The organism is Paludibaculum fermentans, from assembly GCF_051172195.1.
Taxonomy (GTDB): domain Bacteria; phylum Acidobacteriota; class Terriglobia; order Bryobacterales; family Bryobacteraceae; genus Paludibaculum; species Paludibaculum fermentans_A.
The window spans coordinates 765,485-792,045 of the sequence record NZ_JBPJAQ010000002.1 but is presented as its reverse complement, the minus strand read 5'-3'; the positions used below and the strand labels follow the sequence as shown (position 1 = coordinate 792,045).

The 26,561-nt window shown below is 62.1% G+C and carries 22 protein-coding genes; 12 read left to right on the top strand and 10 right to left on the bottom strand.

What is annotated here, in order from left to right; genetic code table 11:
* Positions 1 to 254: 254 nt before the first annotated feature.
* Both ACR9Y2_RS29780 and ACR9Y2_RS29775 read left to right on the top strand, forming a co-directional pair.
* Complete coding sequence (locus ACR9Y2_RS29780; RefSeq protein WP_435045516.1) at positions 255 to 923, top strand: NAD-dependent epimerase/dehydratase family protein; 669 nt, start codon at positions 255 to 257, stop codon at positions 921 to 923.
* Positions 924 to 936: 13 nt separating this feature from the next.
* Entirely contained in the window at positions 937 to 1,824 is an 888-nt protein-coding gene (locus tag ACR9Y2_RS29775) for an oxidoreductase (protein WP_435045515.1), read from the top strand.
* 19 nt (positions 1,825 to 1,843) lie between these two features.
* Here ACR9Y2_RS29775 and ACR9Y2_RS29770 read toward each other — a convergent pair whose 3' ends face one another.
* The 5 genes from ACR9Y2_RS29770 to ACR9Y2_RS29750 form a co-directional block, all read right to left on the bottom strand.
* Positions 1,844 to 2,242, bottom strand: coding sequence for a CAP domain-containing protein (locus ACR9Y2_RS29770; RefSeq protein WP_435045514.1), 399 nt, complete (start codon positions 2,240 to 2,242; stop codon positions 1,844 to 1,846).
* A gap of 258 nt (positions 2,243 to 2,500) precedes the next feature.
* Complete coding sequence (locus ACR9Y2_RS29765; RefSeq protein WP_435045513.1) at positions 2,501 to 2,752, bottom strand: hypothetical protein; 252 nt, start codon at positions 2,750 to 2,752, stop codon at positions 2,501 to 2,503.
* Between the two features lie 108 nt (positions 2,753 to 2,860).
* Positions 2,861 to 4,009: an alpha/beta hydrolase-fold protein gene (locus ACR9Y2_RS29760; RefSeq protein WP_435045512.1), complete on the bottom strand. Its 1,149-nt coding sequence runs from the start codon at positions 4,007 to 4,009 to the stop codon at positions 2,861 to 2,863.
* A 188-nt stretch (positions 4,010 to 4,197) separates the two neighbouring features.
* Entirely contained in the window at positions 4,198 to 5,781 is a 1,584-nt protein-coding gene (locus tag ACR9Y2_RS29755) for an MSCRAMM family protein (RefSeq protein ID WP_435045511.1), read from the bottom strand.
* Positions 5,778 to 7,367: an MSCRAMM family protein gene (locus ACR9Y2_RS29750; RefSeq protein WP_435045510.1), complete on the bottom strand. Its 1,590-nt coding sequence runs from the start codon at positions 7,365 to 7,367 to the stop codon at positions 5,778 to 5,780. The genes ACR9Y2_RS29755 and ACR9Y2_RS29750 overlap by 4 nt, the downstream gene beginning before the upstream one ends.
* Before the next feature lie 217 nt (positions 7,368 to 7,584).
* On the opposite strand from ACR9Y2_RS29750, the gene ACR9Y2_RS29745 reads away from it, so the two are divergent.
* Positions 7,585 to 10,113 carry an alpha-galactosidase gene (locus tag ACR9Y2_RS29745; protein WP_435045509.1) on the top strand — a complete coding sequence of 843 codons (2,529 nt, stop codon included), beginning with the start codon at positions 7,585 to 7,587 and terminating at the stop codon, positions 10,111 to 10,113.
* 14 nt (positions 10,114 to 10,127) lie between these two features.
* Here the strand turns inward: ACR9Y2_RS29745 and ACR9Y2_RS29740 are convergent, their stop codons facing one another.
* Complete coding sequence (locus tag ACR9Y2_RS29740) at positions 10,128 to 11,972, bottom strand: right-handed parallel beta-helix repeat-containing protein (protein ID WP_435045508.1); 1,845 nt, start codon at positions 11,970 to 11,972, stop codon at positions 10,128 to 10,130.
* A gap of 378 nt (positions 11,973 to 12,350) precedes the next feature.
* Here ACR9Y2_RS29740 and kduI point away from each other — a divergent pair, with 378 nt between their 5' ends.
* Positions 12,351 to 13,184, top strand: a complete 834-nt coding sequence (gene kduI / locus ACR9Y2_RS29735; protein WP_435045507.1) for a 5-dehydro-4-deoxy-D-glucuronate isomerase — start codon at positions 12,351 to 12,353, stop codon at positions 13,182 to 13,184.
* A gap of 24 nt (positions 13,185 to 13,208) precedes the next feature.
* Here the strand turns inward: kduI and ACR9Y2_RS29730 are convergent, their stop codons facing one another.
* Entirely contained in the window at positions 13,209 to 14,219 is a 1,011-nt protein-coding gene (locus tag ACR9Y2_RS29730; RefSeq protein WP_435045506.1) for a LacI family DNA-binding transcriptional regulator, read from the bottom strand.
* A 204-nt stretch (positions 14,220 to 14,423) separates the two neighbouring features.
* Between ACR9Y2_RS29730 and ACR9Y2_RS29725 the strand changes: the two genes are divergently transcribed.
* The 5 genes from ACR9Y2_RS29725 (at position 14,424) to ACR9Y2_RS29705 (ending at position 19,994) form a co-directional block, all read left to right on the top strand.
* A complete protein-coding gene (locus ACR9Y2_RS29725) occupies positions 14,424 to 16,139 on the top strand; it encodes a sodium:solute symporter family protein (RefSeq protein WP_435045505.1) in 1,716 nt (571 codons plus the stop codon).
* Positions 16,140 to 16,229: 90 nt separating this feature from the next.
* A complete protein-coding gene (locus ACR9Y2_RS29720) occupies positions 16,230 to 17,246 on the top strand; it encodes a uroporphyrinogen decarboxylase family protein (protein WP_435045504.1) in 1,017 nt (338 codons plus the stop codon).
* On the top strand, positions 17,221 to 18,408 hold the full coding sequence (gene galK, locus ACR9Y2_RS29715; RefSeq protein ID WP_435045503.1) for a galactokinase: 1,188 nt from the start codon (positions 17,221 to 17,223) through the stop codon (positions 18,406 to 18,408). The genes ACR9Y2_RS29720 and galK overlap by 26 nt, the downstream gene beginning before the upstream one ends.
* A gap of 61 nt (positions 18,409 to 18,469) precedes the next feature.
* Positions 18,470 to 19,249, top strand: coding sequence for an RluA family pseudouridine synthase (locus ACR9Y2_RS29710; RefSeq protein ID WP_435045502.1), 780 nt, complete (start codon positions 18,470 to 18,472; stop codon positions 19,247 to 19,249).
* Positions 19,250 to 19,271: 22 nt separating this feature from the next.
* On the top strand, positions 19,272 to 19,994 hold the full coding sequence (locus ACR9Y2_RS29705; RefSeq protein WP_435045501.1) for a hypothetical protein: 723 nt from the start codon (positions 19,272 to 19,274) through the stop codon (positions 19,992 to 19,994).
* On the opposite strand, the gene ACR9Y2_RS29700 is transcribed toward ACR9Y2_RS29705, so the two are convergent.
* Together ACR9Y2_RS29700 and ACR9Y2_RS29695 are read right to left on the bottom strand one after the other, a co-directional pair.
* Positions 19,995 to 21,194, bottom strand: coding sequence for a TolB family protein (locus ACR9Y2_RS29700; RefSeq protein ID WP_435045500.1), 1,200 nt, complete (start codon positions 21,192 to 21,194; stop codon positions 19,995 to 19,997).
* A complete protein-coding gene (locus ACR9Y2_RS29695) occupies positions 21,194 to 21,979 on the bottom strand; it encodes an SDR family NAD(P)-dependent oxidoreductase (protein ID WP_435045499.1) in 786 nt (261 codons plus the stop codon). Before ACR9Y2_RS29695 ends, ACR9Y2_RS29700 begins: the two co-directional genes overlap by 1 nt.
* A gap of 34 nt (positions 21,980 to 22,013) precedes the next feature.
* Between ACR9Y2_RS29695 and ACR9Y2_RS29690 the strand changes: the two genes are divergently transcribed.
* The 3 genes from ACR9Y2_RS29690 to ACR9Y2_RS29680 all read left to right on the top strand — a co-directional run bounded on the left by ACR9Y2_RS29690 (position 22,014) and on the right by ACR9Y2_RS29680 (position 25,782).
* Complete coding sequence (locus ACR9Y2_RS29690; protein ID WP_435045498.1) at positions 22,014 to 23,243, top strand: tagaturonate epimerase family protein; 1,230 nt, start codon at positions 22,014 to 22,016, stop codon at positions 23,241 to 23,243.
* A 206-nt stretch (positions 23,244 to 23,449) separates the two neighbouring features.
* The gene (locus ACR9Y2_RS29685; RefSeq protein WP_435045497.1) at positions 23,450 to 25,549 is read left to right on the top strand and encodes a PQQ-binding-like beta-propeller repeat protein; all 2,100 of its coding nucleotides are present in this window, start codon (positions 23,450 to 23,452) and stop codon (positions 25,547 to 25,549) included.
* A 17-nt stretch (positions 25,550 to 25,566) separates the two neighbouring features.
* Complete coding sequence (locus ACR9Y2_RS29680; RefSeq protein WP_435045496.1) at positions 25,567 to 25,782, top strand: hypothetical protein; 216 nt, start codon at positions 25,567 to 25,569, stop codon at positions 25,780 to 25,782.
* On the opposite strand, the gene tpiA is transcribed toward ACR9Y2_RS29680, so the two are convergent.
* Positions 25,783 to 26,535: a triose-phosphate isomerase gene (tpiA, locus tag ACR9Y2_RS29675; RefSeq protein WP_435045495.1), complete on the bottom strand. Its 753-nt coding sequence runs from the start codon at positions 26,533 to 26,535 to the stop codon at positions 25,783 to 25,785. It lies immediately after the preceding gene.
* Between the last annotated feature and the right edge of the window lie 26 nt (positions 26,536 to 26,561).

Genomic DNA, 26,561 nt, shown 5'->3' with positions numbered 1-26,561 from the left:
CTCTCGCTGGAAGATTCTGGCGAAGGGCCGAGAACCTACGAGGTGCAGCACTTGGGTGAGGACAGACTCGTGCTGCGCCTCAAGGCCTGAAGCGGCGGGCCTACCCCAAGGAAGACCTCAGTTCAACGACTGACCCTGTCCCCTCAGTCACTTTGGAGTGGATCCGCGGGAGTAATGCACCAACCTGAAACTTGAGTGAGCACTCACACATCTATGAAATGGGAATAGGCTTACCCAGGCAAAGAGGTGAGGCGATGAGAGTATTGATCTTCGGGGCGACCGGCATGGTGGGGCAAGGTGTTCTACGCACAGCCCTCCGGGACCCGGGGGTGGACTTCGTACAGACGATCGGGCGTACACCAGCCGGGATCCAACATCCGAGACTGCGGGACGTGGTCCACCTGGATCTTCTCGACTACGCCGCTCTCGATCCGGAGCTTGTCCGGTTTGATGCCTGTTTCTACTGCCTGGGCATCTCCTCCGCCGGTATGGCGGAGGCCGACTACCGCAAGGTCACCTATGACTTCGCCGTGGCCGCAGCCGACGTTCTGGTCCGGCTCAACCCTCGGATGACATTTGTCTTTGTTTCGGGCGCCGGAACCGACAGTTCGGAGAGGGGCCGCATCATGTGGGCACGGGTCAAAGGAGCCACGGAAAATGCATTGCTGAGGCAACCGTTCTACGCCAGCTACATGTTCCGGCCGGGATTCATTCAGCCGGTGCATGGAGCAAGGTCGAAGACTGCCCTCTACCGGCTTATCTATACCGCCTTGTGGCCACTGATGCCACTACTGAGATGGGCGCTTCCAGCCTATGTACTGACGACGGAGGAAATTGGCCTCGCAATGCTGCGCGTGGCCCGGGCCGGTTTCACAAAGCGGGTTCTGGAGACCAGGGACATCCGCGCTGTACTTTCCACCTGAAAGGAAACCACTTATGTCGAGTTCAAAAGTTTGGCTGATCACAGGCAGTTCGCGCGGACTGGGTCGCGCCATCACGGAAGCCGTCCTGGCGGCAGGCCATCAGGCTGTTGCCACGGCGAGGGACCCGAAACAGCTCGCGAGCCTGGTTGAAAGGTACGGGCCAAACGTGCGGGCTGTGGCCCTGGACGTCACCGATCCCGCAGCCGCCCGCAGCGCGGTTCAGACCGCCGTAAACGGATTCGGGCGGCTGGATGTCCTGGTGAACAATGCCGGTTATGGCGACATTGGCTCCGTTGAGGATATGGCAGCGGAGGATTTTCGTGCTCAGATCGAGACAAACTTCTTCGGCGTCGTGAACCTGTCGCGGGCCGCCTTGCCCCAGATGAGGCAGCAGCGGTCCGGACACATCATCCAGATATCATCCATCGGGGGGCGGCACAGCTCTCCAGGGCTTAGCGCGTATCAGGCAGCCAAGTGGGCCGTTGGGGGCTTCTCCGGAGTGCTCTCGAAAGAAGTGGCGCACCTGGGCATTAAGGTCACGATTGTAGAACCGGGGGGCTTTCGAACAGATTGGGCTGGCTCCTCGATGAAGACCGGCCCGATCCGGGAGGAATACCAACCCTCCGTTGGGGCTTATGCGGAGTTCACTCGCCAGCATGACGGGCAGCAGCGGGGTGATCCACAGAAAGCCGCCAAAGTACTGCTACAACTTGTGGAATTGGAGGAACCTCCGCTTCACCTGCTCCTGGGCACCGATGCGCAGTATCTGGCTGCCTCGATCGCATCACATCGGGCAGCCGAGGATGAGAAGTGGAAGGCCCTGGGGGCTTCGACAGACTTCGACGGGGTACCTGGGATTGAATCGCTGGTAGCGAGCCTGCCAGCCAGCATCAAAAAGTGAGCATTCGGTAGCGCGGGCTCTAGTAGGGCTTTTCGCCTTCCCAATTGCCTGGCGGGTTGTAGTAACAAACCCAAACTTCGCGCTGGCCGCGACGGCCTACTGCGCAGCCGACCTGCTTCGAGTTGCGCCAGACCATCTGAGTATAGTGGCCACACTGCGCGCCCGGTCGGCACCTGTTGCTCGACAAGGTATCGTCCTTCGCTTCCGATGCCCAGCTCCCAACGACGAGCTCCGGGGTGGCCCGATCGCCTATGATCTCGAACAGATTCTCGCCGTAATCCGTAGACGGCCGGTGCCGGAACTGCCCGGTCGCCGCCAGCGAACTCGCCCACTGGCGAGCCAGCGCCTCCAACTGGGTTGACCATTCCAGGGCAGGCACGCCCACCCTCGCCCGGACAGCATTCTGAGCCGCCAACATTGGCCGGGCGATAGACTCGGGTGGCGCCGATTGGACAGGGATGACTATCATCACGACGGAGAAGAGACACGCCAGGAGGCGGGGAGGCAGGGATGAGCGCCGCACTCCCGCTTCAACCGCACGAGGCGACACAATGAGGTTTTCGCTCTTTATTCCGACGAGATGGGGCGGCACCTTCATCCACCTACATGCGGTAACAAGAATCAAGACAGCCGGCTACGGGCAGTCCGGGCTGCCACGTTGATTGGAGGTCCAGGACTAGATCGTCCGGACAAGCCTCGACGAGAGCACCGCGGCGCGCCGCTGGTGTTCCCCCGCATCCGCTTTGCCCCTGGTCCGCAGGACTGTATAGTCTTCGCGACTGATTCGATTGGCCAAACGCTCATTGACCAGTTCCGCCGCCGCAGTACGCAACTGTTTGCCCCAACTGCGGTTGCTGATCTCCAACTGGGCCACCTGTTCGGCCGTCATGACCGAGCCATCGCCGGGCCATTCGTTGATATCCCTCATACTTGTCATGATCGGCAGAAACCACCACGGGATTTAGGATTATTCGCGGAGGGCCGCGATTCAACGGCGCAGCCCTCCCCGGTGAGTGGCTTCAGCGGCACACCAAGGCTACCGGAATAGTTTTGGAGCAAATTCGTTCAAATAGTCACGCCAATTCAGCCAGGTATGCCCGCCATCCGTCTCCTTGAAGACAGGGTCAAACCCGTGCTTCTTGAGCATCTCAATGGTCGCCTTGGTCGTGCCCAGCAGGAAGTCCTCTTTGCCCGTGGCAAACCACAGCACTTTCAAACCAGGCTTCAACTTGGCATTGTCGAGCATGGCGGCACGCTCCGTCTCCCACTCCGGAGGGATCGCCGGGGCAGTCGCACCAGCAGTGCGGGGCCCCCGGCCGAAGACGCCGGAACTGAACACGCCGATGTACCCAAATTGGTCAAGATGCGCCATTCCAATGTTCATCGTCTGGCCGCCTCCCATGGACAAGCCGGCCAACGCGCGGTTCTGACGCCCCTTCAAAATGCGGTAATGGCTCTCCACATACGGCATGATGTCGGTCATGAAGTCGTCCGTAAACTCATCCCGACCGCCGGCAGCCCGAGGCCCCATCGTGGTCGAGGTGTGACCGGCCGGCATGACGACGATCATCGGCTTCGCGGTGCCCGCGGCAATCAGGTTGTCCAGGATAAAGCCGGCCCGCCCGACGGACGTCCACGAATCGTCGCAATCACTAGCACCATGCAGTAGATAGAAGATCGGGAACTTGCCCTTCCCCAGTTCATAGCCGGGCGGAGTGTAGATATGCATCCGGCGGTTCCGGCTCAGCGACTTGGAATAGTAGGTGACAGCGGCGACGGCGCCATGCGGAACCTGGCCGGCGTCCACCCAGGCGGCTCCAGGCACCACAACCAGGCTCCAGCCGTTCGTATTCGATTCGCTCATCAGCGGATTGCGAGGATCCATGGCGGCGACGCCATTCACCATGAACCGGTAGCGATACGCGCCCGCGGGCACTACAGGGCTGGTTCCTTCCCATACGCCACTGGCGCCTTTGACCATCGGCAGCACGCCCCTGGTCAGGCCGGGCAGGTCGCCTCCCTGCAATTCCACCGTCTCTGCTTTGGGCGCCGTCAATCGGAATGTGATCGTCCGCTGCGCCGAGACCTCTGGTGACACCACCGGCGGCGTCTGCGGCGCCTGGGCTTGCACCATGGCTGCTGCCGCAATCACCGCGGCAATCGCCCACGTTGGCCTTCTCTGCATAGTTATTACTCCTTGGATCTGGCTCTCGCCACGCCGATGCTATCACGGAGAATCACTCGCGGAGTGCCTCTATCCAGCTCGACCAGGAACCTTCGGCCCCATGCGCCCAACTGCATTCACCGACCACGCACGGTCCTGCCGGCCGAGCCAGACAGCAGGCCACTCGCCAGAATCGCAGCTCCCTCGGCTCAGGGCAGCTCCAAATCTTCCTCGATCAGGCTGCTCTTCGCCACGACCAGTGGCTTGGCCGCCGCAAGATAAGGCCGGACGGCCGCGGGATTGGCGTACTCAAACCGCGAATCGGTCAGCGCGAATAACCTGTACTCGCCGGGTCGTATGTTCTTGAAGTCGAAGCTTCCGTCACTATCCGTCAGATACCCAAGGTAACCGAGAGGATCACTGGGCAATGCGGCCGAAGCTAAGACAACCAGAACTCCAGGCACCGGTTCACCCTTGCGGCGAACGAAACCCTTCGCGCGGCCGATGCTGCCGCTGGCCACCACGTTGACCCGCACCTGCGTTGTCGTGCCGATGTCCAGGACCCCGTCCCGCAACGCGCTGTCCTCCGAGGTGACCTGACTCGCATACACCCCAGGCACGCCGGTGATCAGCAGGCGGTACCTGCCGGCCGTTGTCACAGGCAGCTGAAACGTCCCATCCGCCGCCAGTTCGCGGCTAAAGCCCCGGCTCAGGTTGTCCTCGCTGAGCAAGCTGACAAATAGCCGGCGAACGAGACGCGGGTCGGCCTCGCGTAGCATAACCTGCCCGATCACCCGGGCACTCTCCTGCGGGCTAAGCGTGACCTCAGCATCGCCTGCGGACAGATCCACCTTCGCCGCGGCGGAGAGAGGCTTTGCCGGATCCTGGTTTTTGACCAACACCTCGTACTGTCCTGGAGGTATCGCTGGAATCACTTTTCGTCCGTAAAGATACTCGGTCTGCTGGTAACTCTGAGTTCCATGAATTCCCTCACTCAGGACATCCATCCGCATCATCTTGCCGGCACAGGACTCGCACAGAATTGTCAAACTGAACCCGGGCTTCGTGAATAGCGCGAAGTTCGCCACTGCGTCCTGTCCGGGCTTGACTTGGAGAGGGGCAGCAGCCCGAGGGTCGGATGTATTTGGATAGTACATCGGGACAAAAGCTGTTCGAAGCAACTCGGACGAGGCAGCAGCGCCTCCGAACTCGGGTAGCTGATTCGAAGCAAACCAGGGTTTGCCGGTGACGCCAAGAAAATACTCTCCTGACCCGAGGCCGCTGAATCGATACTCGCCCAGATCGTTGGTCCTGCCCCAGGCCATCGTGGATACACTCTTCCGCCCCGCGATGACCGTGGCATGCAGCAGTTGTACGTTTGCAGCTTCCACCGGCTCTCCGGCCTCATCCAGCACAGTGCCCGAGATCGAGGCAGGCGGGTGAAGCGCGAAAGTCAGATTGGCCGTGCTCTGCCCAGGGCCAGTGATGACTGCAACCCCGAAGTCGGAGCGCAATGATTCTGAGCCATACGACTGGCTCATCAGCCCATTCCTTTGCGCCCGAAGCGTGTAAGTGCCCTTCGGCACCTGGAACTGAAAATTGCCGTCCTCGCCCGTCGTGCCGGCTGCAAGTTCCGCCGCGGGCCGGCTCATCGGCGACACCACCACTCGGATGCGGCCCATCGGCCGCCTCGACACGGAATCGATCACTGTACCGGCGATCGTATACTCCGCAGGCTGATCCTGGCTCCAACAGATTGCGGCCACAAATATCAGCAGCAGTGTGTTCCTCATTGGGACACCCCCGTAATCGTCACCTCGGCCACGCCGGCCGGAGCCACCTTCACGTGAAATCCATTGGTGAATCCACGCAGGACATCCGGCTCCAGATAGGCAGTCTCCCTCAGCCGGGGAACCGCGAAAACGGTATAGTTCCCCGGAGCCAGATTCGGGACCAGAAACTTGCCGTCCTCCGTTGGGTGACCCTCCACGGGGCCGGTGAGGGATTCGAAATCAGGAACCGCCACAATGCCTGGCGTCCATTTTCTGATCTCCTGGCTGATTTCACCCTGAATCGACGCTCCGTCCGAACGAAGCAGGAGTTCCACTCGTTCAGGTTGCAGTCCCGCTCGCAATTGGATGGCAGAACCAGGGATCAGCGGCTCGGAGCCCAAGGATACGGCAGCGACATATCCGCTAAAGCCCTGTACTTTCCAGGTATAGCGGCCCGGACTGAGATTCCTGAACACCATCTGGCCGGAACCATCCTGCCCACTATGAAAGGAAGTATCTCCCAAACGCAGCTCCATCGCCGCGAAACACGGCGTCTCTTCAGCCGGCTCCTTCTTTGCGTCGCAACGCTGCGTCACGAACAGATCAATCCCACGCTGCAGCGATAGCTCGACGCCTTCCACATCGCCCGCCGAAACCCGTACCTCGCATTCGCCCTGCAGCCGTGTTTCGCCCACCCCTTGCGTCGCCGTAAGCCGGTACACCCCCGGGGTGACGTCATTGACTTGAAACCGCCCGTTCGCCTCGTTCACTGAGATACGAGCCGAAACGGGCTCACCCTCGGGCGTCAGTAATTGAACAACGATCTTCGCATGCGCTTCGTAATTCGTCAGGTTGCCCCGGACCTTGAACGCGGGCCGGAGCGGTTCATTGAAATCGACCGCCAGGTGCTGGCCCGGCGATACCACTAGGGGAGTCGCGGAACTCCGGTCCGCCGCGCGGCCCTGATAGATGGGCGCCACGGCCTGCGGCCACTCCACCAGCGGCGCGTTGTCCCCAAGGTACGAACGCGTACCGCCCGCGCGCCCGGCGATCCGCATATAGTAGGATCCCGGGTTCAGATTCCATATCCGATACCGGCCACGATCGTCTGTGGTGACTGTACGGTCCGTTCGGAACGTCCGCCGCCCCTCCGACACAACGGCGCGCACAGCCTGGATGCTGACGCCCTGGATGGGTAGGCCGGAATCATCCAGGACCGTACCCTCAACTGTGGACTGCGGCTCCAGCTTCAGCGCGACATTCGAGCGGGATGGCCCCAGTGTGACCACATCTGCCGCCCGATTCGTTTGAAATTGCGGCTTCTGAGCCGTCACCCGATAGCTGCCGGCATTCAGGCTGGTAAAAGAGAATGCTCCGGATTGGTCGGTCAGGACTTGTCTGGAGGTAAGGTCGTTCTTTTCGCGAGAACGTTCGGATGGATTCGGGCGCAGCGTCACGAGTGCCCGCTGTATCGGCTCACTCGAAATGCTGTTCGCAACGCTGCCTGACAGAGTGTACTTTTCGTCACTGGAAACCTGGCCGAAAAGAAAAGGGTTTGCACAAACAGATCCAATAAGAATGAATCGAAAGAACAGGAATCGAGGCATTTGAGACCATTCACAGTTTAATATACTTCTTGCTATTCCAGCCCTGGCCAGATCAGAAGCACCGCCATATTGTAGAATCCACGGCTCTCCCGGCAGGGATGGGCGTCCCGTCATCCGGGCGCGGCGATCCACCCTGGCTGCGATGGATCAGACCGGCAGCCAGACCACGGCCGCTGGTCGCCAGACTGTCGCTTTGACTATAGTGGTCTAGACTTCCATGCCCGGCATTTTCCTCCTCCCCTCCTTCTCCTCTCGCTTCCTCTCCGTCGTGGCGGTCTTCCCCGCCCTGCTCGCCGCCGACGGTCCGTCCCCGAAAAGCGCACAACTCGAAGCCCGCCAGTGGACCGCAGCCAAGTTTATGGCGCAGGCAGACACTCGTCCCGCCCGCGCCCAACTGGTCGCCCGGACGAAGCAGGGCAAGTTCGACCGCAATGGCCGCCGCGACCGCAAACTGCGGATCGCCGGCAGGAGCTTCGAACGAGGCATTGCCATGCCCACCCCTGGAGAGATCGTCGTCCAACTGGCCGCGCCTGCAACGTCCTTCGACGCCATCATCGGCGTCGACAGCAACGATCTGGGCTACTACGACAATGCGGGGCGCGGCAGCGTCGTGGCAGCGGTAGAGGCGGGCGGCCGCACGCTCTTTCAATCCGGCACCCTCAAAGAGGGCATGGCCGCCGTGCCCGTGCATGCGGACTTGAAGGGAGTCACCGAACTCCATCTCAAACTCTCCGCGGTGGGCGACCGGCCCCGCACTTATCAGGCAGAGTGGGATCAACTGGACTGGGCAGAAGCACGCATCACACTCGCAGATGGCTCCACCGTCTGGCTCGCCGATCTCCCAGCCGGACCGCTGCCCGCTTCTTATTCCGTCGATCCGCCCTTCTCTTTCCGCTATGGCGGACGCCCGTCAGCCGAGTTTCTCGCCCAATGGAAAGTCGAGAGGACAAGCAGCGAAATCGATGGCCGGAAAACGCAAATCAGCGTCACTAACACCGACGCCACCACCGGTCTCCAAGTGCGAACAGAAGCGGTCGCTTATAAAGATTACCCGACCGTTGAGTGGACCGTCTTTTTCCGGAACACCGGCCCATCTCCTACGCCCATCCTCGAAGACATCCAGGCTCTCGACACCGAATTGGAACGTACACCCGAGGGCGAATTCACTCTCCATCACAGCATCGGCAGTCCGAACTCACCCACCGATTTTCGGCCTCTGGAAACCATCCTGGCAGCCGGATCGCGAAAGGCCTTCGTGGCCAGGGGCGGCCGTCCCACCGACACCGACCTTGGCAATTTCAACCTCGAGTGGGCGGGGGGCGGAGCAATTGTCGCCGTGGGCTGGCCGGCTCAGTGGTCCGCGGAATTTGTGCGCGACAAGGCGACCAAGGTGCGCATCCGGAGCGGCCAGGAATTGACCCACCTCCGCCTGCTGCCCGGCGAGGAGATTCGCACGCCCCTGGTCGTCCTGCAGTTCTGGCGCGGCGGCGATTGGATCGATGCGCAAAACGTCTGGCGGCGCTGGATGCTCGATCACAACCTGCCGCGCCCCGGCGGCAGACTGCCTGCGCCCATGCTCTCCAGCGGCAGTTCCCGGCAAACCGTTGAGATGCAGGAGGCAAATGAAGCCAATCAGGTGCAGTATCTCAACCACGCCTTGGACTCGGGCTTGAAGCTGGACTACTGGTGGATGGATGCCGGCTGGTACCCCTACCAACTCGGCTGGTACAAGACCGGCACCTGGGAGGTGGATCCTGCCCGGTTCCCGCGCGGCTTTGTCCCCATCTCCGACGCAGCTCACAAACGGGGCACGAAGATCATCGTCTGGTTTGAACCTGAGCGGGTGACCGACGGCACCTGGCTGCACAAGAACCATCCGGAATGGCTGCTGGGACCCGACGGCAAAGACAAACTACTGAATCTGGGCAATCCGGATGCCCTGCGCTGGGTGACCGGCCACATCAGCAACCTGATCCAGACCCAAGGCATCGACCTGTACCGACAGGACTTCAACTTCGAACCGTTGAAACTCTGGCGGAGTGCCGACACCGAGGACAGGCAGGGCATTACGGAGAACAAGTACGTCACCGGCTACCTGGCCTATCTGGACGAATTGCGCCGCCGATTCCCGGCGATGTTGTTGGACAACTGCGCCTCAGGCGGCCGCCGTGACGATCTCGAAACCTTGCGGCGCGCCGTACCGCTCTGGCGCAGCGACTACGCCTATGACCCGGAGCCGATGCAGCAGTTCACATACGGCATGGCCTTGTGGATTCCCTACTTCGGGTCCGCCTTCAACTCCCTGGACCCGTACATTTTTCGAAGCCAGATGACACCGGCTCTCTCCATCGGCATGGTGGCGGAACGCTACGATAACGGCCTGCCTCGCATGAAATCGATGCTGGCCCAATGGCGGCGCATCTCCGAATTCTACGCAGCGGACTTCTACCCCCTAACCCCCTACGCCGTCGACAAAACCGCCTGGCTCGCCTGGCAGTTCAACCGCCCTGAACGCGGCGATGGCGTGGTGCAGGCCTTCCGCCGAGCCGACAATGCCTTCGAATTGGCGAAATTCCGCCTGCGCGGAATCCAGGCTGCAGCGCGCTACAAAGTCACCGATCTCGATACCGCCCGCTCGACACTCCTGAGTGGGCACGAGCTCATCGAGAACGGCTTACCAGTAACCCTGACTGCCCGCCCCGGCTCCATATTGCTGTTATACGAGAAGCTGCCGGCTGCGCATTGAGGCCCGTCCGACCTTCACCAGAGCGCAATCTTCAGCGCCCCCTGCCCGGGGTTCTCAAAGGGTCCAGGCGTGGGCTTTGGTCCGTTACGCCGCTTTCCCGCAAAGTCGGCGTTGAGCACGAGTCCCGTCCCATCAGCATTCTCGAAGGCCAGATCCGGGATCTTCGCTTTGCCCAGAAGCCCCGTGGTGACCGGCTTTGTCGCAGCCTCTGCGATCTCAGACCCCAGTTGGAGCGTGAGGTACCCGTGCCCGCCTTCCTCCACGATCCCCGGCTTGGGATCGTTGATGAGGACGACTGGGGCCGCCTCGCCGCGATAGGGCCGCGCACCCGAGTAGTAGACATTGCCAGCCGCCTGCAGCGGAGCCTCCCTGGTGTCGTAAACCCACAGCCCATACCCCTCAAAGCGCCGCACCCCCGCGGGAGTGCTGCTGGCTGGCTGCACCGGCTGGGCACCCCCAATCAGAATGTTGTTGTAGAAGCGGTCGTCTCCACCCTTGATATTGCTGAGCCCCGCGAGGGCGGTCGTGTGCGCCCCATGAAACGGCGTCGACCTGCTCAGCTCTGGACTGCTGCTGATTCGACCCGCCATCAGGTTGTGCGCGTACGCGCCGCCTTCCGACCAGTCCCGCAGGCTCGTCTCCGACAGCAACACGTTGTTATCAACCACAAACGGCCCGTGATCGACCTCGACAAAGATGTCGTCAGTCGTGTTGTCGTAGAACAGATTGCCCGTGACACGTGTCCCCTGCGCCATCCAGTCAAGCCACAATCCACGCCCCGCATTGTGTATCCGATTGCCCTTGATCACCACGTCGATCGCGGCATGCAGCTTGATGCCGCCCATCTCGGCTCCGGTGAACTGACGCTTCGCCCATACGCTGTAAATGTGGTTGTTCAGGATCTGGCTGTACACCGCGCCCAGGCTACCGGCAATTCCGGCCTGCTCACAGTTGAAGATGGTGTTGTTCCTCACCACGTGCGATCCAATCCTGTCCCGGGACCATCCGATTGCCAGCGCCCGGACGATCACCTCGTTGTAGTGAATCGCTCCGTCCCGGCTGGGGTCTTTCATCCAGACGTTATGCCCCGTCTTGCGATCCTTGCCCAAAGTCACGCAGGAGCACTTGGAGTCGCTGATGACGTTGTCTTCAATAATCCAGCCTTTGCTCCAGTGCGTGCCAATCAACCCGATCTGCTCAGCTGTAGGAGCGGCCCACTGCGTCGCTGCCTGCTTCAACTGGAACCCACGGACCGTAATGTAGTCACGCCCCGGCTGCGCCGGATAGAAGCAGCTGTCCCGGACATTGATCTCGACCAACTCCTCATTTGGATTCCTGTCGTGGAAGTTGGCGTAGATCGTCGTATTCACTTCATCCGACTCAGTGAACCATGTCCAGGTGGAGCCCTCCCGGTCGCGCCCATCCACAGAAGCCTGGGGCTGCACAACGCGGTCGAGCTGATGTGTCTCCCACAGCGATCTGCCGTTCAGGTAGACCTCCCCCGTATGGTGGGGCCGGCCCTTGTCGGTAAACCAGTCGCCGACTATCAGATCCTTATATGGGTTATATGAGCCAAAGAATGAGTTCGGAATCGTTACCTTCCAGACACCGGGCTGTACCGTTTTCCATCCGCGAATCACCTCGGCGCCGGTAATCGTCACCCGCTCGCCCGGAGCAGCCCTGTAGACAATGCGTTTGGATTCGGATCCGCCGCCGCGTGGAGGCGTCACGCGTTCCCTGTAGACTCCCGCATGCACGGTGATCACATCGCCAGGTTGCGCCACCGCGGCTGCGGCTGAGATCGTTCTCAACGGACTGGACGCAGCACCACTGTTGCGATCGCTTCCTTTTACTGACACGTGCAACTCTGCGGCAAAGGCCGTCGAGACCAGAAGCAGCAAAGCCAGCCCGCCGGCGTGTGAGGTTGCCCGTCGCGGAAATTTGCGATTATCGTGAGTCATTGGTTCGATCCCCCCGCGGTCGGCGCCATCCGGTCTACTGCCTCCGAATCTCATGGGGACGCAGAAACCCGCCGCCGGATGGACGGCCCTCGCCCGGCGCAATTCTATCAGAAGCTGTTCCGCATACCATCCGCACAATGACGTCTAAAGCATCGACAGCAACGGCGGCCGAACGATAGACTGCCTGATGGATGTACGAGGAGCTTTCGTGAAACGCAGAAGCTTCCTGTCGGCGCCGCCGGCAATCCCAGCGCTTGCAGGAGAGGTGCTAGTGCAATGACAAGTGTTCAAACCTACACGATGCCTGGCCGCGAAGAGACAGAGCATCTCTCGCCGGCCGAAATGAGAAGCTACTTCCTGGTGGAAGGCCTGTTCGAGCCCGGAGAACTGAGACTGGCCGCGACCGACCTGGACCGCTTGGTCATCGGTGGCGCCATGCCCACACCCTCGCTCCGCCTGCCGTCCCTCAAGGAATTGGGCGGTGGCGCTTTCCTCGCCCGCCGCGAACTCGGCGTCATCAACATTGGGCACTCCGCCTTGATTCGCGTCGATGGAGAGGAGTACAAACTCGGCCCGATGGACACGCTCTACGCCGGCGCGGGCACCAGGGAGGTCGAGTTCCTTCAAGCCCCCGGCGGCGGCGAAACAGCGCTTTACCTTGTAAGCGCGCCGGCCCACAAATCCTATCCCACCGCCCTGGTCACCCAAGCCGCAATGCAGGCCACTCCACTGGGAGATACCCGCCATGCCTCACGGCGCTGCATCCACAAGGCCATCCACCCAGGCGGCATCGCCAGTTGCCAGTTGGTGATGGGCTTCACTGAACTGGAGGAGGGCTCCGTCTGGAACACGATGCCTCCTCACACCCATTCCCGCCGCACGGAAATCTATCTTTACCTGGGACTCGACGATCAGATGGTCGTTCACCTCATGGGTGAACCCGAACGGACCAAGAGCCTCATCGTGCGCGAACGCGAAGCGGTGCTGTCGCCTTCCTGGTCGATCCACGCCGGCGCGGGCACCACCAACTATCGCTTCGTCTGGGCCATGGCCGGCGAGAACCAGGATTTCGACGACATGGACAAAGTCGCCCTGGATGAACTTGGATAATCGACAGGTCTCTCCGCAACCAGGCTAACCGCCGGCACCGATCCGCGCCGTCGAGCCCCGCACCACCAGGCTGGTCTCAATAGGAACCGGCTGATGCCCAGGCGCCGATTTCTCGTCCAGGCCGGCCATCAGGCTTTGAAACGCCTGCCGCGCCAGGTCCAACCGCGGCAGCCTTACTGTCGTCAATGGCGGAATTGAGTACTCCGCCATTTGAATATCGTCGAAGCCGATAACGGATAGGTCCTGCGGAGCGCGAAGCCCCTCCACGTCGAGCCCCCGCAACACTCCGATCGCGGTCAAATCGTTCGAGCAGAAGACCGCCGTCGGCCTTGGCGTTGCACTCAGCAGCCGCTGCACCGCCGCGCAGCCGCCCGCCAGCTTGTGATCGCCCTCCAGCATCAATGGCCGCGCACCCTTCCATCGCGAGCCCGAGGTGCACCGCAAAAAGGACTCCCGCCTCAGCTGCGCGGACTTCAAATCACCCGGACCGCCAATGAAGGCCAGCCGGCGATGCCCCAACCGGTACAGATGCTGCACCGCTTGCCGGATCCCGGCCTCGTAGTTCACCTGGATGTTTCCAATGCGGCGGCCCGGTGGTCCGATGTCGACAAACACCAGTGGTATGCTCCGGCCCGTCAGTTGCTCCATCAACGACGGCTCAATCTCCGAAGTCATCACCGCAACGCCTTCGACCTTGCGCTCAATCATCCGGCGAACCGTGGTCGCCATCATGGCCGGATCGTAATTAGTGGCGCCCAACAGCACCTCATAGCCAGCCTGCACGGCAAACTGCTCGAAGCCCTGGATCAGCTCAGGGTAGAAAGGATTGGTGATGTCGGAAACAATCAGCCCGAGAATACGGCTGCGGCCGGAAACCAAAGCCCGCGCCTGTGTATTCGGCACATAGCCTACTGCGTTGACGGCGCTCCAGACCCGGGCTGCGATCTCGGGACTGACCGAGCGCACACCGTTCACCGTACGCGACACCGTCGCCACAGACACGCCCGCGCGCTTCGCCACGTCCCGGATACCCATTCGTTTCTCAAATTATCACTTCGGACGAAGGTGGGCAATCGTTTTCCCGAAAGTGTCCGGCGCTTGACACTGCACCATGCTGGCTGATAGTTTCTGCGTGGAAAACGTTTTCCAGAATACCGGAGAATCGTGTTGCACTCCGTCCACACTCGATGCCAGTCCGTCGCCCGCCAGGCCGCGCCCCTACTCATCGCAGCAACTACCATGGAGACTTCACTGCAAGCCGCCAACACCCCGGCTTCCTCCAGCCTCATCAGCCTGTCCACCTCCGACCTCGTCGTCATCAGCCTCTACTTCCTGCTCGTGCTGGCTATCGGTCTCTACCTGAAGCGCAAAATCAAAGCCAGCGACGACTTCTTCTTTGCCGGCAAAGGCGTAGGCTCGTGGGTCGCCGGACTCAGTTTCGTCGCCGCCAATCTCGGCACCCTGGAACTGCTCGGCTGGTCGGCCTCGGCCTACCAATATGGGATGCTGGCCGTGCACTGGTACTGGATCGGCGCCGTGCCGGCGATGTTGTTCCTCGGCATCGTCATGATCCCCTTCTATTACGTATCGAAGGCTCACTCGGTGCCCGGCTACCTGATGCTCCGCTACGGCGAAGGCTCGCGCCGTCTCTCCGCCATCTCCTTCGCCGTGATGACCGTCCTCATGAGCGGCATCAACATGTACTCCATGGCCGTCGTGATGAAGGTGATCCTGGGTTGGGACATCCACTTCAGCATTCTGGTTTCCACCATCACCGTCGGCGTCTATGTCGCACTCGGCGGCCTGCTTTCCGCCATCGTCAATGAAGTCGTTCAGTTCGTCCTGATCTGGGCCGGCACCCTGGCGATTCCCGTCTTCGGCCTCATCGAAACCGGAGGCTGGAGCGGCATGGTCGCCCGCATCGCCCAACGCTCGCCCACCCAGGACTACACCCACATCTGGCGCAACATGGGTGCGGCCGCCGACAACCCCATGGGCGTCCATTGGACCGGCATCGTCTTCGGCCTCGGCTTCATCGGAGCCTTCGGCTATTGGACCACTGACTTCCTGGTGGTCCAACGCGTCATGGCCGCCCGTGATCTGCGAGCCGCCAGAATCGCCACCACCATCGGCGCGGCCTTCAAGATGCTCCTGCCTGCCATCGTGATCCTGCCCGGTTTGCTCGGCCTGGCCGTGTTGCCCATGCGCCTGACCGGTGAAGCCGAGGCTCTCCGCACCGGCGGCCACAGCTTCAACGAAGTCATGCCCCTGATGATGGCCCGCTACCTCGGACCCGGGTTCCTCGGCATCGGCGTCACCGCCCTCATCGCCGGCTTCATGTCCGGCATGGCCGGCAACATCAGCGCCTTCGCCACCGTCTGGACCTACGACATCCACAAGCCGGTCTTCAACCGTCTGGCGGATGATGCCCAGTGCCTCCGCGTGGGCCGCTGGTGCACCGTCATCGGCCTCGCTGCCAGCATCGGCGCCGCCTACCTCGTCATGCAGTTCGCCAGCATCATGGACTATGTCCAGGCTCTGTTCGGCTTCTTCATCATTCCTCTCTTCGGCACCGTCATCCTTGGCATGCTCTGGAAGCGGGCCACGCCGGCAGGTGGCTTCTGGGGTCTCCTCGCAGGCACACTCTCCTCCATCCTCCTGTGGCTGGTCGTCAAGTTGAATCCCGCGGCGCTCGCCATCCTTGCGCTATCCGCCGACGCGCAACCCATGGCCGAAAACCTCTACCGCTTCATCTGGTCGTGGCTCGTGTGCATGATCGTCACGGTCATTGTCAGCCTGGCCACAAAACCCAAGCCGGATTCAGAGTTGCAGGGCTTGGTCTATGGCTTGGCGGATATGCCCACCGAAGCCGGTATTCCCTTCTATCGCCGGTCGACCTTCGCGGCTATCGTGGTCGCGGTGTTCTTCCTGGCCTTGAATCTCATCTTCTGGTAACCCCATGCGTAACCGCACGGCCTGATCCACATGACGCCCTATCAATCAGATTTACAGCGCCGTAATACCTCAATTGCTTCTGGGGAAACCATGACGCGCAAACAGCGCATGCAGCGCGCACTGCGCCGCGAGCCAGTCGATCGGCTCCCCACCCAGTCCAACTACACCAGGCTGATGGCCCATACTCTCGCCGGTCATTTCCAGACGGCAGCAGACTACCTCGGCGAACGCCTCGACAACCACTTGTTGCGTGTCGACATCACCCACACCCGCCCGACCAACCAGAACGGCTCAGTCGAATACGACTGGTGGGGCGCCGGCTGGGACACCCGCACGGAAGGCTATTGGCACTCCTTCGCCCCCCTGCACGAGGCCCTAAACCTCGACGCCTTCTCGTGGCCGGATCCCAACGACCCTCGTCTCCTCGCCTCAGCCCTCCAGACCATCGAGCGCCACGGCGGCGAGCAGTTCATCGCCCCCAACCTCGGCATGTGCCTCTTTGAACGCGCCTGGTCCCTGCGCGGTTTCGACGCGCTTCTCATGGACATGATCGACCGCACGGAATGGGTGGAGGACCTCCTCGACCGCATCACGGCCATCCAATGCGCCCTCGCCCGGCGCTTCGTCGCCGTCGGAGTCCACGCCGGCTACTTCGGTGACGACTACGGCGCGCAGCGTTCCATGTTGTTCTCCCCTCGCCTGTGGCGGAAGCTCTTCAAACCGCGCCTCGCCCAGATGTTCTCGGTCTTCACCAACGCAGGCCTGCCAGTCATCCTGCATTCCGATGGCGACATCCGCGCCATCCTGCCAGACCTCGTCGAGATCGGGCTCACCACCCTGAATCCCGTCCAACCCGAGGTCCTCGACCACGGCTGGCTCTACCGCGAATATGGCGACAAGCTCAGCTTTTACGGCGGAGTGTCCACCCAGGGTGTACTGCCCAATGGAACCCCCGAGGAAGTCCGCGCAGCCACCCTGGCTTGCGCCCACGCCCTCGCGCCCGATGGCACCGGCCTGGTGCTGGGCGCCTCACACCGCATGCAATCTGACATCCCAGTTCAAAACGTGGAGGCGATGCTCAATGCTTTCGACCCTGCAGTCCGTTGAATGGACCGTCAAGTCTCGCGCCCGTGCCCGGCACATGATCGACGAGTTCCGCGCGGAGTTCGGCGGAGAGCCCGAGCTGTGGACTCGCGCGCCAGGCCGCGTCGACCTCATGGGCAGCCACACCGACTACAACCTCGGCTTCGTACTCACCTTACCCATCAGCAAAGACACCTGGATCGCCGCCCGGCGCCGCGAAGACGGCATCGTCCGCCTGCGCTCCATGAACCTCGACGCCGTGGATGAATTCCGCCTCGATCAAATCGACCGCGTCGCGGATTCCAAGTGGCGCAACTACGTACGCGGCGTCCCGGCTGTCCTTCAGCAGGAGGGCCTGGCGCTCAAGGGCTGTGATGCCATCATCCACAGCAGCGTGCCCATCGAGAGCGGCCTCAGCTCCTCGGCTGCCCTGGAATGCGCCCTGGCCACTATGTTCGAGGAACTCGGCGGCTGGCACCTGCTTCCGCAACGCAAAGCCCAGTTCGGCCAGAAAGCGGAACACGAGTTCGCCGGTGTGAACTGCGGGATCCTCGACCAGTACTCCGCCTGCCTCGGCCTCAATGGCTGCGCCCTCCTCCTGGACTGCCGCAATCTCTCTACGCGGACCGTTCACCTTGCAGGCAACATTCACGTCGTCATCTGCAACACCATGAGCCGGCGCCGCCTGTCGGGCGGCGAATATGCCCAGCGCCGCTCCGAGTGCGAGCAGGGCGCCGCCATCCTCGGAGTGCCGGCCTTGCGCGACCTCTCACCCCACCACCTCGCCAGCAGGCGCAACGAACTCAGCGACACGGTGGCCAGGCGGTGCGAATTCATCGTCGCCGAAAGCGCCCGCGTGGAACTGCTGGCACAGGCCCTCTCCAGCAACGACCGCGACGCCATCTCCAGCCTCTGCGCCGCCTCGTTCACCGGAGCGAAAGACCTCTACGAAATAGTCTCCCCGGCCATGGAGACGATGATGGATTGCATGCTCGCCGCCCCCGGTGTCCTGGGCGCACGCCAGGCCGGAGCCGGGTTCGGCGGCTGCATGGTCGCCCTCGTCGACTCCGCCCACACCGAGGCCTTCCGCGCCTCGGTCATCGATTCATACAGCCGCGCCACCCAAACCACGCCCGAGGTCTGGCCCGTCACCGGCGCCCGCGGAGCCGAGGCCTTCCACCTCTGACGCCGCACAATCGCTCCCTTGCGCTTGCCGCCACCCTCGGCCAACCACCACACTGAAGGGGATGCCAAGGACTGCCTGGGGCTGGCTGATTACCCCCGAAGAGCTCGAATCCTGGATTCTCTCCCAGGACGCGAACCTCCTCGTCATCAATAAGCCCGGCCACGTCCTCTGCCATCCCTCCAAACACGGGCCCTGGTCCAGCCTGGTCGGTGCCTGCCGCGAATATCTCTCAGCGGAAGTCCTCCACATGCCCTCCCGCCTCGATCGCGAAACCAGCGGCCTGATGCTGCTCGCCCGCGATCACGCCCTCGGCTCCCTCCTGCAACGCGCCATTCAGAACGGCAAGGTGCGCAAGAGCTATCTCGCCATTCTCGAAGGCAACCTGCAAGACCCCATCGAAGTCGACCAACCCCTCGCCGTCTCCACTAACTCGGCGGTCCGCCTGAAACGTGCCGTGACCGAAGGCGGCCAGCAGGCACATACCCGCTTTGAGCCCCTCGAACACGCCGCCGGCTACACGCTCGTGCGCGTCCGTCCCACCACGGGCCGCCTCCACCAGATCCGCGTCCATGCAGCCCATCTCGGCCATCCCGTCGCCGGAGACAAGCTCTATGGCCCCGACGAAACCCTTTTCCTCCGCTTCATCGATCACGGCTTCGATGAACACCTGCAGGCTGCCCTGCCCTTCCATCGCCATGCCCTCCACGCTGCCTCGCTGACCTTTGAACTGGCGTCGGGCCCACTGCACTTCGAAGCGCCGCTCGCCCGGGACATGGCGGAATTCTGGAACAGTCTCCCACCCTGCCGGACTTCCGGAGTTCCTAGAATGGAAGAGCCCTGATTGTTCTAATGGAGTGTTTTATATGGAACTGCCCGCCATCGGCTCAGCCCTCACCATTCAGTACAAGAGAAACCCAACCGTCTATTCGGATCCCGCCCTCAGCCCGCGCCTCTATTTCGGCCGCGTCGTGCGCCACGAGGGCGAATGGAGCTTCGTTGCCACCCTGGGCAACTATGACAACGTCCCCCAGGAAACCTCCATCGAATGGGCCGGCGACGAATCCGGCTGGGAAGATCGTGAGTTCCATCAGCCCATCGAGGTCATCAACTTCACCCCCAGCACCGACCAGGTGGCCCTGGGCGATGAATTCGCCGCTTTGCCCGAAGAAGTGCCCGCCGCCGACAGCCCCACTCGTCCGGTGGAAGAACTGCGCCTCCGCTTCCTCGCCGCCGGCTTTGAAGCGGGCTGGCTCGACAACCTAGAAAAACCCACCGTCTACTACTCCGACGACTTCCCCGATGCCGCCGCCACCGTCTCCCGCTGGCACAACCAGGAACTCGCCAGCTTCGAACTCAGTGACGACCGCGTCTATCTGGTCTGGCCCGTCGAAGGCCGTCCCGAAGAGGATTGGGGCGTCGAACTCAAGCGTCAGGAAGACGGCGTCTTCTACTCGAAATCAGAAGCCTTCGGCGACGAATTCGAAGCCCGGCTCGAGCGCCGCGAAGGCTACCATGCCCTCATCGGGCTGTGGGGCAGCGACGAGTTCCTCAGCTTCTTCGGAGCCATCCTGCCCGGCCCGAAATAATCAGGCCAGGTCGATCAGGTACATCTGGCGGCCCGTCCCGCCATGGGCGGAATCAATCACCACCTTGCGGCCGTCCGGGCTATAGCGCGGATGCGTGTCACAGCGCCATTCGCCCGTGTACTCCTTCGGCGAGGGAAAACTGCCCAGCGGCACCTTCTTGCCCGTCGACAGTTCATACAGGAACACATTCTGGTTGCGCTGCTTGTCCGGGTAGGTATCGTTGAGAACGTACCGCCCGCCCGGCAGATACGTGCAGTGGCCGTTCACCGTCATCACGTCAGGCCCAATACACTCCACCTGCTCCGTCCGGTCCTTGTACAGGTAGAACTTTTCGCCCTTCGACGGATGCCACGCCCAGGCCAGCACGTGCTCCGGATCCCGCCAGATGAAGTGCGATGTCTTCCCGTAAGGGTCCAGGATGTACAGCTCCTTGCCGTCGCCATTCGCCGTGAACATCCGCGTGGAAAAGCTCGTCCCTTCCTTGTCGCCGCGCCAGCGATGCAGGAAAATGAACCGTGTTCCGTCGGTGTTGTACAGCAGGTGGTTGAACCAATGCTTGGCGCCGTTGGAATAGCCGCCTGGATACGGAATCCGTGCGGCTTCGGAGAATGGGATCAGCAGCTCGTTCCGGCCTGACGCCAGATCCATCCGCCAGATGCCCGCATCCTCCGGCACCAGCTTCTCCTTGTTCGGATCCGGCAGCCCGGCATATCCGTAGCCCGGCCGGCAATCGTTCAGCCGCCGGAAATCGGGATAGATGGCGGTCTTTCCATCCGGGCTCAATGTATACACGGGAGCCGGCAGCTGCCTGGTCCGGCCCGTCTTCACGTTGTGGACCTTCGCCACAAATCGCCCGTCCACACGGTCGTTCCAGATCACCTCATCGCGCGAGCCCGGCACCCACTGCAGCATCGCTCCCTGCTGCCAGTTCCACGCCCGCGTCTCGCCAATCTGCTTCCATTTGTCGCCCTGCCCGGTATCGATCACCCCCAACTGGATCACATCATCCGGCCGCGGCGACCGATGCTCAAAGTCCACCTGCATCCCCAGCACATGCCTCGACGTCGGATCGAATTGGAGCTTGTCGTAGTAGCCGAACCAGTGAAGACCCGGGGCTTTCGTAATCGCCCGGATCTTCACCGGCTCGCCCTTCAGGAGAACGGCTGTGGACGAAAGGAGAAAACTGCGTCGGTTGAGCATTAGAAACCGACCAGCATACCTCCATCCACCGGCAGAACAACACCGTTCACAAACCGTGCCGCCGAGGAACACAGATATACCGCCGCCCACCCAATGTCCTCCGGTACCCCAAAACGCCCCAGCGGAGTCCGGTCCAGAACCTTCTGCTTCCGTGCCGGATCGCCCGCCATCGCCTTCCGCGAGATGTCCGTCTCGATGAAGCCCGGCGCAATGCCGTTCACCCGGATGCCCTTCGGAGACAGATCCACAGCCAACGACCGCACCATGCCCATATACGCCGACTTGGCCGTCGTATAGGCAAATACCCGCGGCACCCCGAAGAACGAGGTCATCGAGGCAGTGAACAGGATGTTGCCCCGCCCTCGCTCCACCATGCCCGGAGCGACTGCCCTCGTCAGCGTATATGCCCCCGTCACGTGCGTGTCCATCAATTGCCGGAACTCCGCCTCTTCCGTCTCCTCAATCGACTTTTTGAAGTGGTTGCCAGCATTGTTGATCAGGATCGAAACATCGCCGTACCGCGCCTTCACATCGGCCACCAGTTCGCCCGCGCGGCTGGTCTCCGCGATGTCGTGGACCGCAAAGCCCGCCTTCGGCCCCAACTCCTCTGCAGCCGCCTGCAGATTCTCCTTACGGCGTCCGACGAGGATCACCTGCGCCCCCGCCGACACCAGCGCGTGCGCCATCGCCCGGCCCAAACCAGTGGCGCCTCCTGTGATTAACGCGACTTCGCCTTCCAGTGAGAAGGCTTCCGCCAGAGACATAAACCCAGTGATGTCTGACATAGTGGAGTATTTACTGATATGTTAATTCACAGCTATGGAAAAAGCAGTAACACTGGCAAAGTTCTCTTTTGGGATGGGTGACCGCTTCGCCCAGCAGGGTAAAGCCCAATTGGCCGCCTGCGCCAAAGCCGCCGCCCTCGGCGCCGACATTATCCCGGTCTGGAACAAGAGCAATCGCGAGCACATGATCGTTGGCTCCAAACCGCCCAGCGTGCGCACGGAAGCGGATGAGGCAGTCGCCGCGCTCCGCTGGACTAAGGCCTACCACGTCGATGCGGACCACATCAATCTCAGCACCGTCGACGGCTTCCTCGCCACCAGCGACTTCTTCACCCTCGACGTCGCCGATTCCATCGGTAAGTCCGCCGAGCCCGCCGCCGTCGATGCCTTCGTTCAGCGCCACGGCGACTTCGGTGGAGCCTTCGGCCTCACCCGGGACAAGGTCCGCGCGGCCGCCGTCAAATACCTGTTCGCCGCCGAAGACGCCGGGCGCATCTACCGCCGCATCGAATCCGCCCGCGGTGCCAACAACTTCGTCACCGAAGTCTCCTGCGACGAGACCGATTCGCCCCAGACGCCCGACGAACTGCTTGTCATCCTGGCCGCCCTGGCTGACCAAAGGATCCCCGCCCAGACCATCGCCCCCAAGTTCACCGGTCGCTTCAATAAGGGCGTCGACTACGTGGGCGACCCCGCCCAGTTCGAACGCGAGTTCCTCGACGACATCGCCGTCATCGCCCATGCCGTGAAGGAGTTTGCCCTGCCCGGCAATCTCAAACTCAGCGTTCATTCCGGCAGCGATAAGTTCTCCATCTATCCGGCCATCCGCCGCGCCATGCAATCTACCGGAGCCGGAGTCCACCTCAAAACCGCGGGCACCACCTGGCTGGAAGAACTCATCGGCCTGGCCGAAGCCGGTGGCGAGGGTCTCGCCATGGCAAAACTTGTCTACGCCGAAGCCTTTGCCCACAGCGCTGAACTCTGCGCTCCATACGCCGCTGTCATCGACATCGATCAAGCCAAGCTGCCGGCACCCGCAACGGTGAATGCCTGGACCGCGCTCGACTACGCCTCCGCCCTGCGCCACGACCAGAGCAACCCGGCTTTCAATGCGAACCTGCGCCAACTGCTCCACGTCGGCTACAAGGTGGCCGCCAAACTCGGCGAACGCTATCTGCGCATGGTCCGCGAATGCGAAGAAAGCGTCGCCCGCAACGTGACGGAGAACCTCTTCGACCGTCACATCGCCCGCGTCTTCCTCTAAACGGAGCCGTGAGCGTCAGCGAGCGGATAGTCGGAACTCTGTCCCAACCCTTGTCCGCAAAACTAATCCAGTCTCCACTTCGCCCGGGGCGTCCGCACCAACAACTTCGACGCCTCGGGCTCCTTGATGTCCGGGCCCTCCTCCCTGCTCCGCCTTCCTCCCTCACATCGACCCAGGCATGTGGCCCCCCTCCGCGAAGCACTATAATGGCCGTCATCGCAATGCTGGGCCGTACCCTCTTCCTCTCCCTCGTCTCCCTCTGCCTCCTGGCCGAGGATTGGCCGACCTATCACGGTAGCGCCGCCAACACGAAGTACTCCACCCTCGACCAGATCAACACCGCCAATGTCAGCCGCCTCAAACTCGCCTGGCGCTACGACACCGGCGACATCTTCGAAGGCTCCGAGATGCAGTGCAACCCCATCATCATTCGCGGAGTGATGTACGCTACCTCCCCCAAACTGCGCATTCTCGCCCTCGACGCCGCCACCGGTAAGCTCAAGTGGAGTTTCGATCCCACCCAGGGCAAACCCGTCACCAGCAAATCCCGCAATCGCGGCCTCAACTATTGGGAGAGCGGTACCGACCGCCGCATCTACTTCTCCTCCAGCAACTGGCTCTACGCCCTCAACGCCGACACCGGCCAACCCGTGCCCTCCTTCGGCACGGCCGGCCGCATCGACCTCCGCCAGAACCTCGGCCGCGATGCCACCAACCTCTCCATCACCGTCACCACCCCCGGCGTCATCTACAAAGGGATCCTCGTCATCGGCAGCCTCGTCAGCGAAGGCCTGCCCGCCGCACCTGGCCACATCCGCGGCTACGACGTCCGCACCGGCAAACTGCGCTGGATCTTCAGGACCATCCCGTCGCCCTCCGATCCCGCCGCCGCCACTTGGCCCAAAGGTGCCCAGGAGTACATCGGAGGCGCCAATAGCTGGGCCGGCATCACCATGGACGAGAAACGCGGCATCGTCTTCGTCCCCACCGGTTCCGCCGCCTTCGACTTTTACGGAGCCAATCGCATCGGCGACAACCTCTACGCCAACTGCCTGCTCGCCCTCAAAGCCGATACCGGCGAAAAGCTCTGGCACTTCCAGTTCGTCCATCACGACACCTGGGATCGCGACCTCCCCACCGCCCCCACCCTGGTCACCGTACATCGCGACGGCAAACCCGTCGATGCCGTAGCCCAGATCACCAAGTCCGGCTGGATCTGGCTCTTTGACCGCGTCACCGGCAAGACCCTCTTCCCCTACCAGGAAATCCCCGTCCAGCCCTCCGACGTCGACGGCGAAGTCCTCGCCAAAACCCAACCCCTGCCCCTCCAGCCAGCCCCCTTCGCACGCCAGCAGTTCACTGAGGAGGAAGTCACCAACCGCACGCCCGAGGCCCACGACGTCGTGCTCCGGCGCCTCAGGCAGGTTCGCAGCGGCCCGCAGTTCACCCCTCCCAGCCTCCAGGGCACGGTCGTCTTCCCTGGCTTCGACGGCGGCGGCGAATGGGGCGGAGCCTCCTACGACCCGCAGACCAACCTGCTCTACATCAATGCCAACGAGATGGCCTGGATCCTTCGCCTCGTACCCAAGGACGCCGCCAAAACCGCCACCGGCCGCATCCTCTACAACCGCAACTGCGCCGGCTGCCACCGCGAAGACCTCGCCGGCAGCCCTCCCGAATTCCCCTCCCTCCAGAACCTCATCTCCAAACGCAGCGAGGCGCAAATCGCCCAAATCGTACACAAGGGCGCCGGCCGCATGCCCGGCTTCGCTCACCTCAAAGAGCCGGCCTTGGACGCCATCATCCGCTACCTGCTCAAGGGTGAGGACAAGGAAGTGATCCAGGCCGTCCCGGGGCTGCCCTCCCCCATCGACCTCAAGTACACGATGGATGGCTACAACAAGTTCCTCGACCCCGATGGCTATCCCGCCATCAAACCGCCGTGGGGCACACTCAACGCCATCAACATCGATACCGGCGAGTACGCCTGGAAGATCCCCTTCGGCGAATTCCCTGAACTCGTCGCCCAGGGCGTCCGCAACACCGGCAGCGAGAACTATGGCGGAGCCGTCGTCACTGCCGGCGGCCTGCTCTTCATCGGAGCCACCAACGCCGACAACAAGTTCCATGCCTTCGACAAACTCACCGGCAAACTGCTCTGGGAATTCACCATGGACGCCGCCGGCAACTCAACCCCGTCCACTTACACCGTGAACGGCAAACAGTATGTCGTCATGGGCGCCGGCGGAGGCAAGTGGAAAGGCCATTCCGGCGGCTCCTATTACTCTTTCGCTCTGCCGGACTAAACTGCTAGACTCCGGCCATGAATCCCAATGTGGCACGCCCGGTGGCGTGGATCATTCAGTTCGTTCTTTTGGCCTTCTGGTTGGGTGTGGTGCCCTTCATCCTGTGGCGCGTCTACGCCATGAGCAAGGATGTCGCCGACATCAAACAACTCTTGAGATCGCTGCTGGAAGAACAAAAGAAAAAGGGCGCCGCCCCGTTGCCGGAACCGCGCCCTGATTCGCTCGAAAGTTAACTAGAAGTTCACGACACCCGCGAAGTCTTCCGCCTTCAACGCAGCACCGCCCACCAGCGCGCCATCGATATCCGGCTTGGCCATCAGGCCCTTCACGTTGTCGGGCTTCACGCTTCCGCCGTAGAGGATGCGTACAGCCGCCGCGGCTTCGGCCCCGAACTTGGCCGCCACCAGGTCGCGGATCGCCTTGTGCGTGTCCTGCGCGATCTCGGGCGTCGCCACCTTGCCCGTGCCGATGGCCCATACGGGCTCGTACGCGATCACGATCTTGGCGAACTCTTCCGGCGTCAAACCGGCGATCCCGCCGTTGAACTGAGTCGCCAGCACTTCGTTCGTGCGGCCCGACTCGCGCTCTTCCAGCAGTTCACCCACGCAGACCATGGGGATCAGCCCGGCTTCCAGCGCGGCCTTGGTGCGCTTCAGCACCGTCTCGTCCGTCTCGTGGAAATACTGCCGCCGCTCGCTGTGGCCGATAATCACATACGTGCAACCGGCCGCCTTCAACATGGCCGGCGTAACTTCCGCTGTGAAAGCGCCTTCCTTGTTCTGCCAATAGCAGTTCTGGCCACCAATACCTACGCGGCTGCCCGCGGCCGCATCCACGGCGGCGGCGATGTCGACAAAGGGAGGGCAAATCGCGACGTCCGCATGCGTGGACGTAGCCACCAGCGGCAGGAACTTCTCGAAGAATGCTTTCGTTTCCGCCGGCGTCTTGAACATCTTCCAGTTGCCGGCCATCAAAGGAGTGCGCATGGTTCTATTTTAGCCTGTTTCCGGAC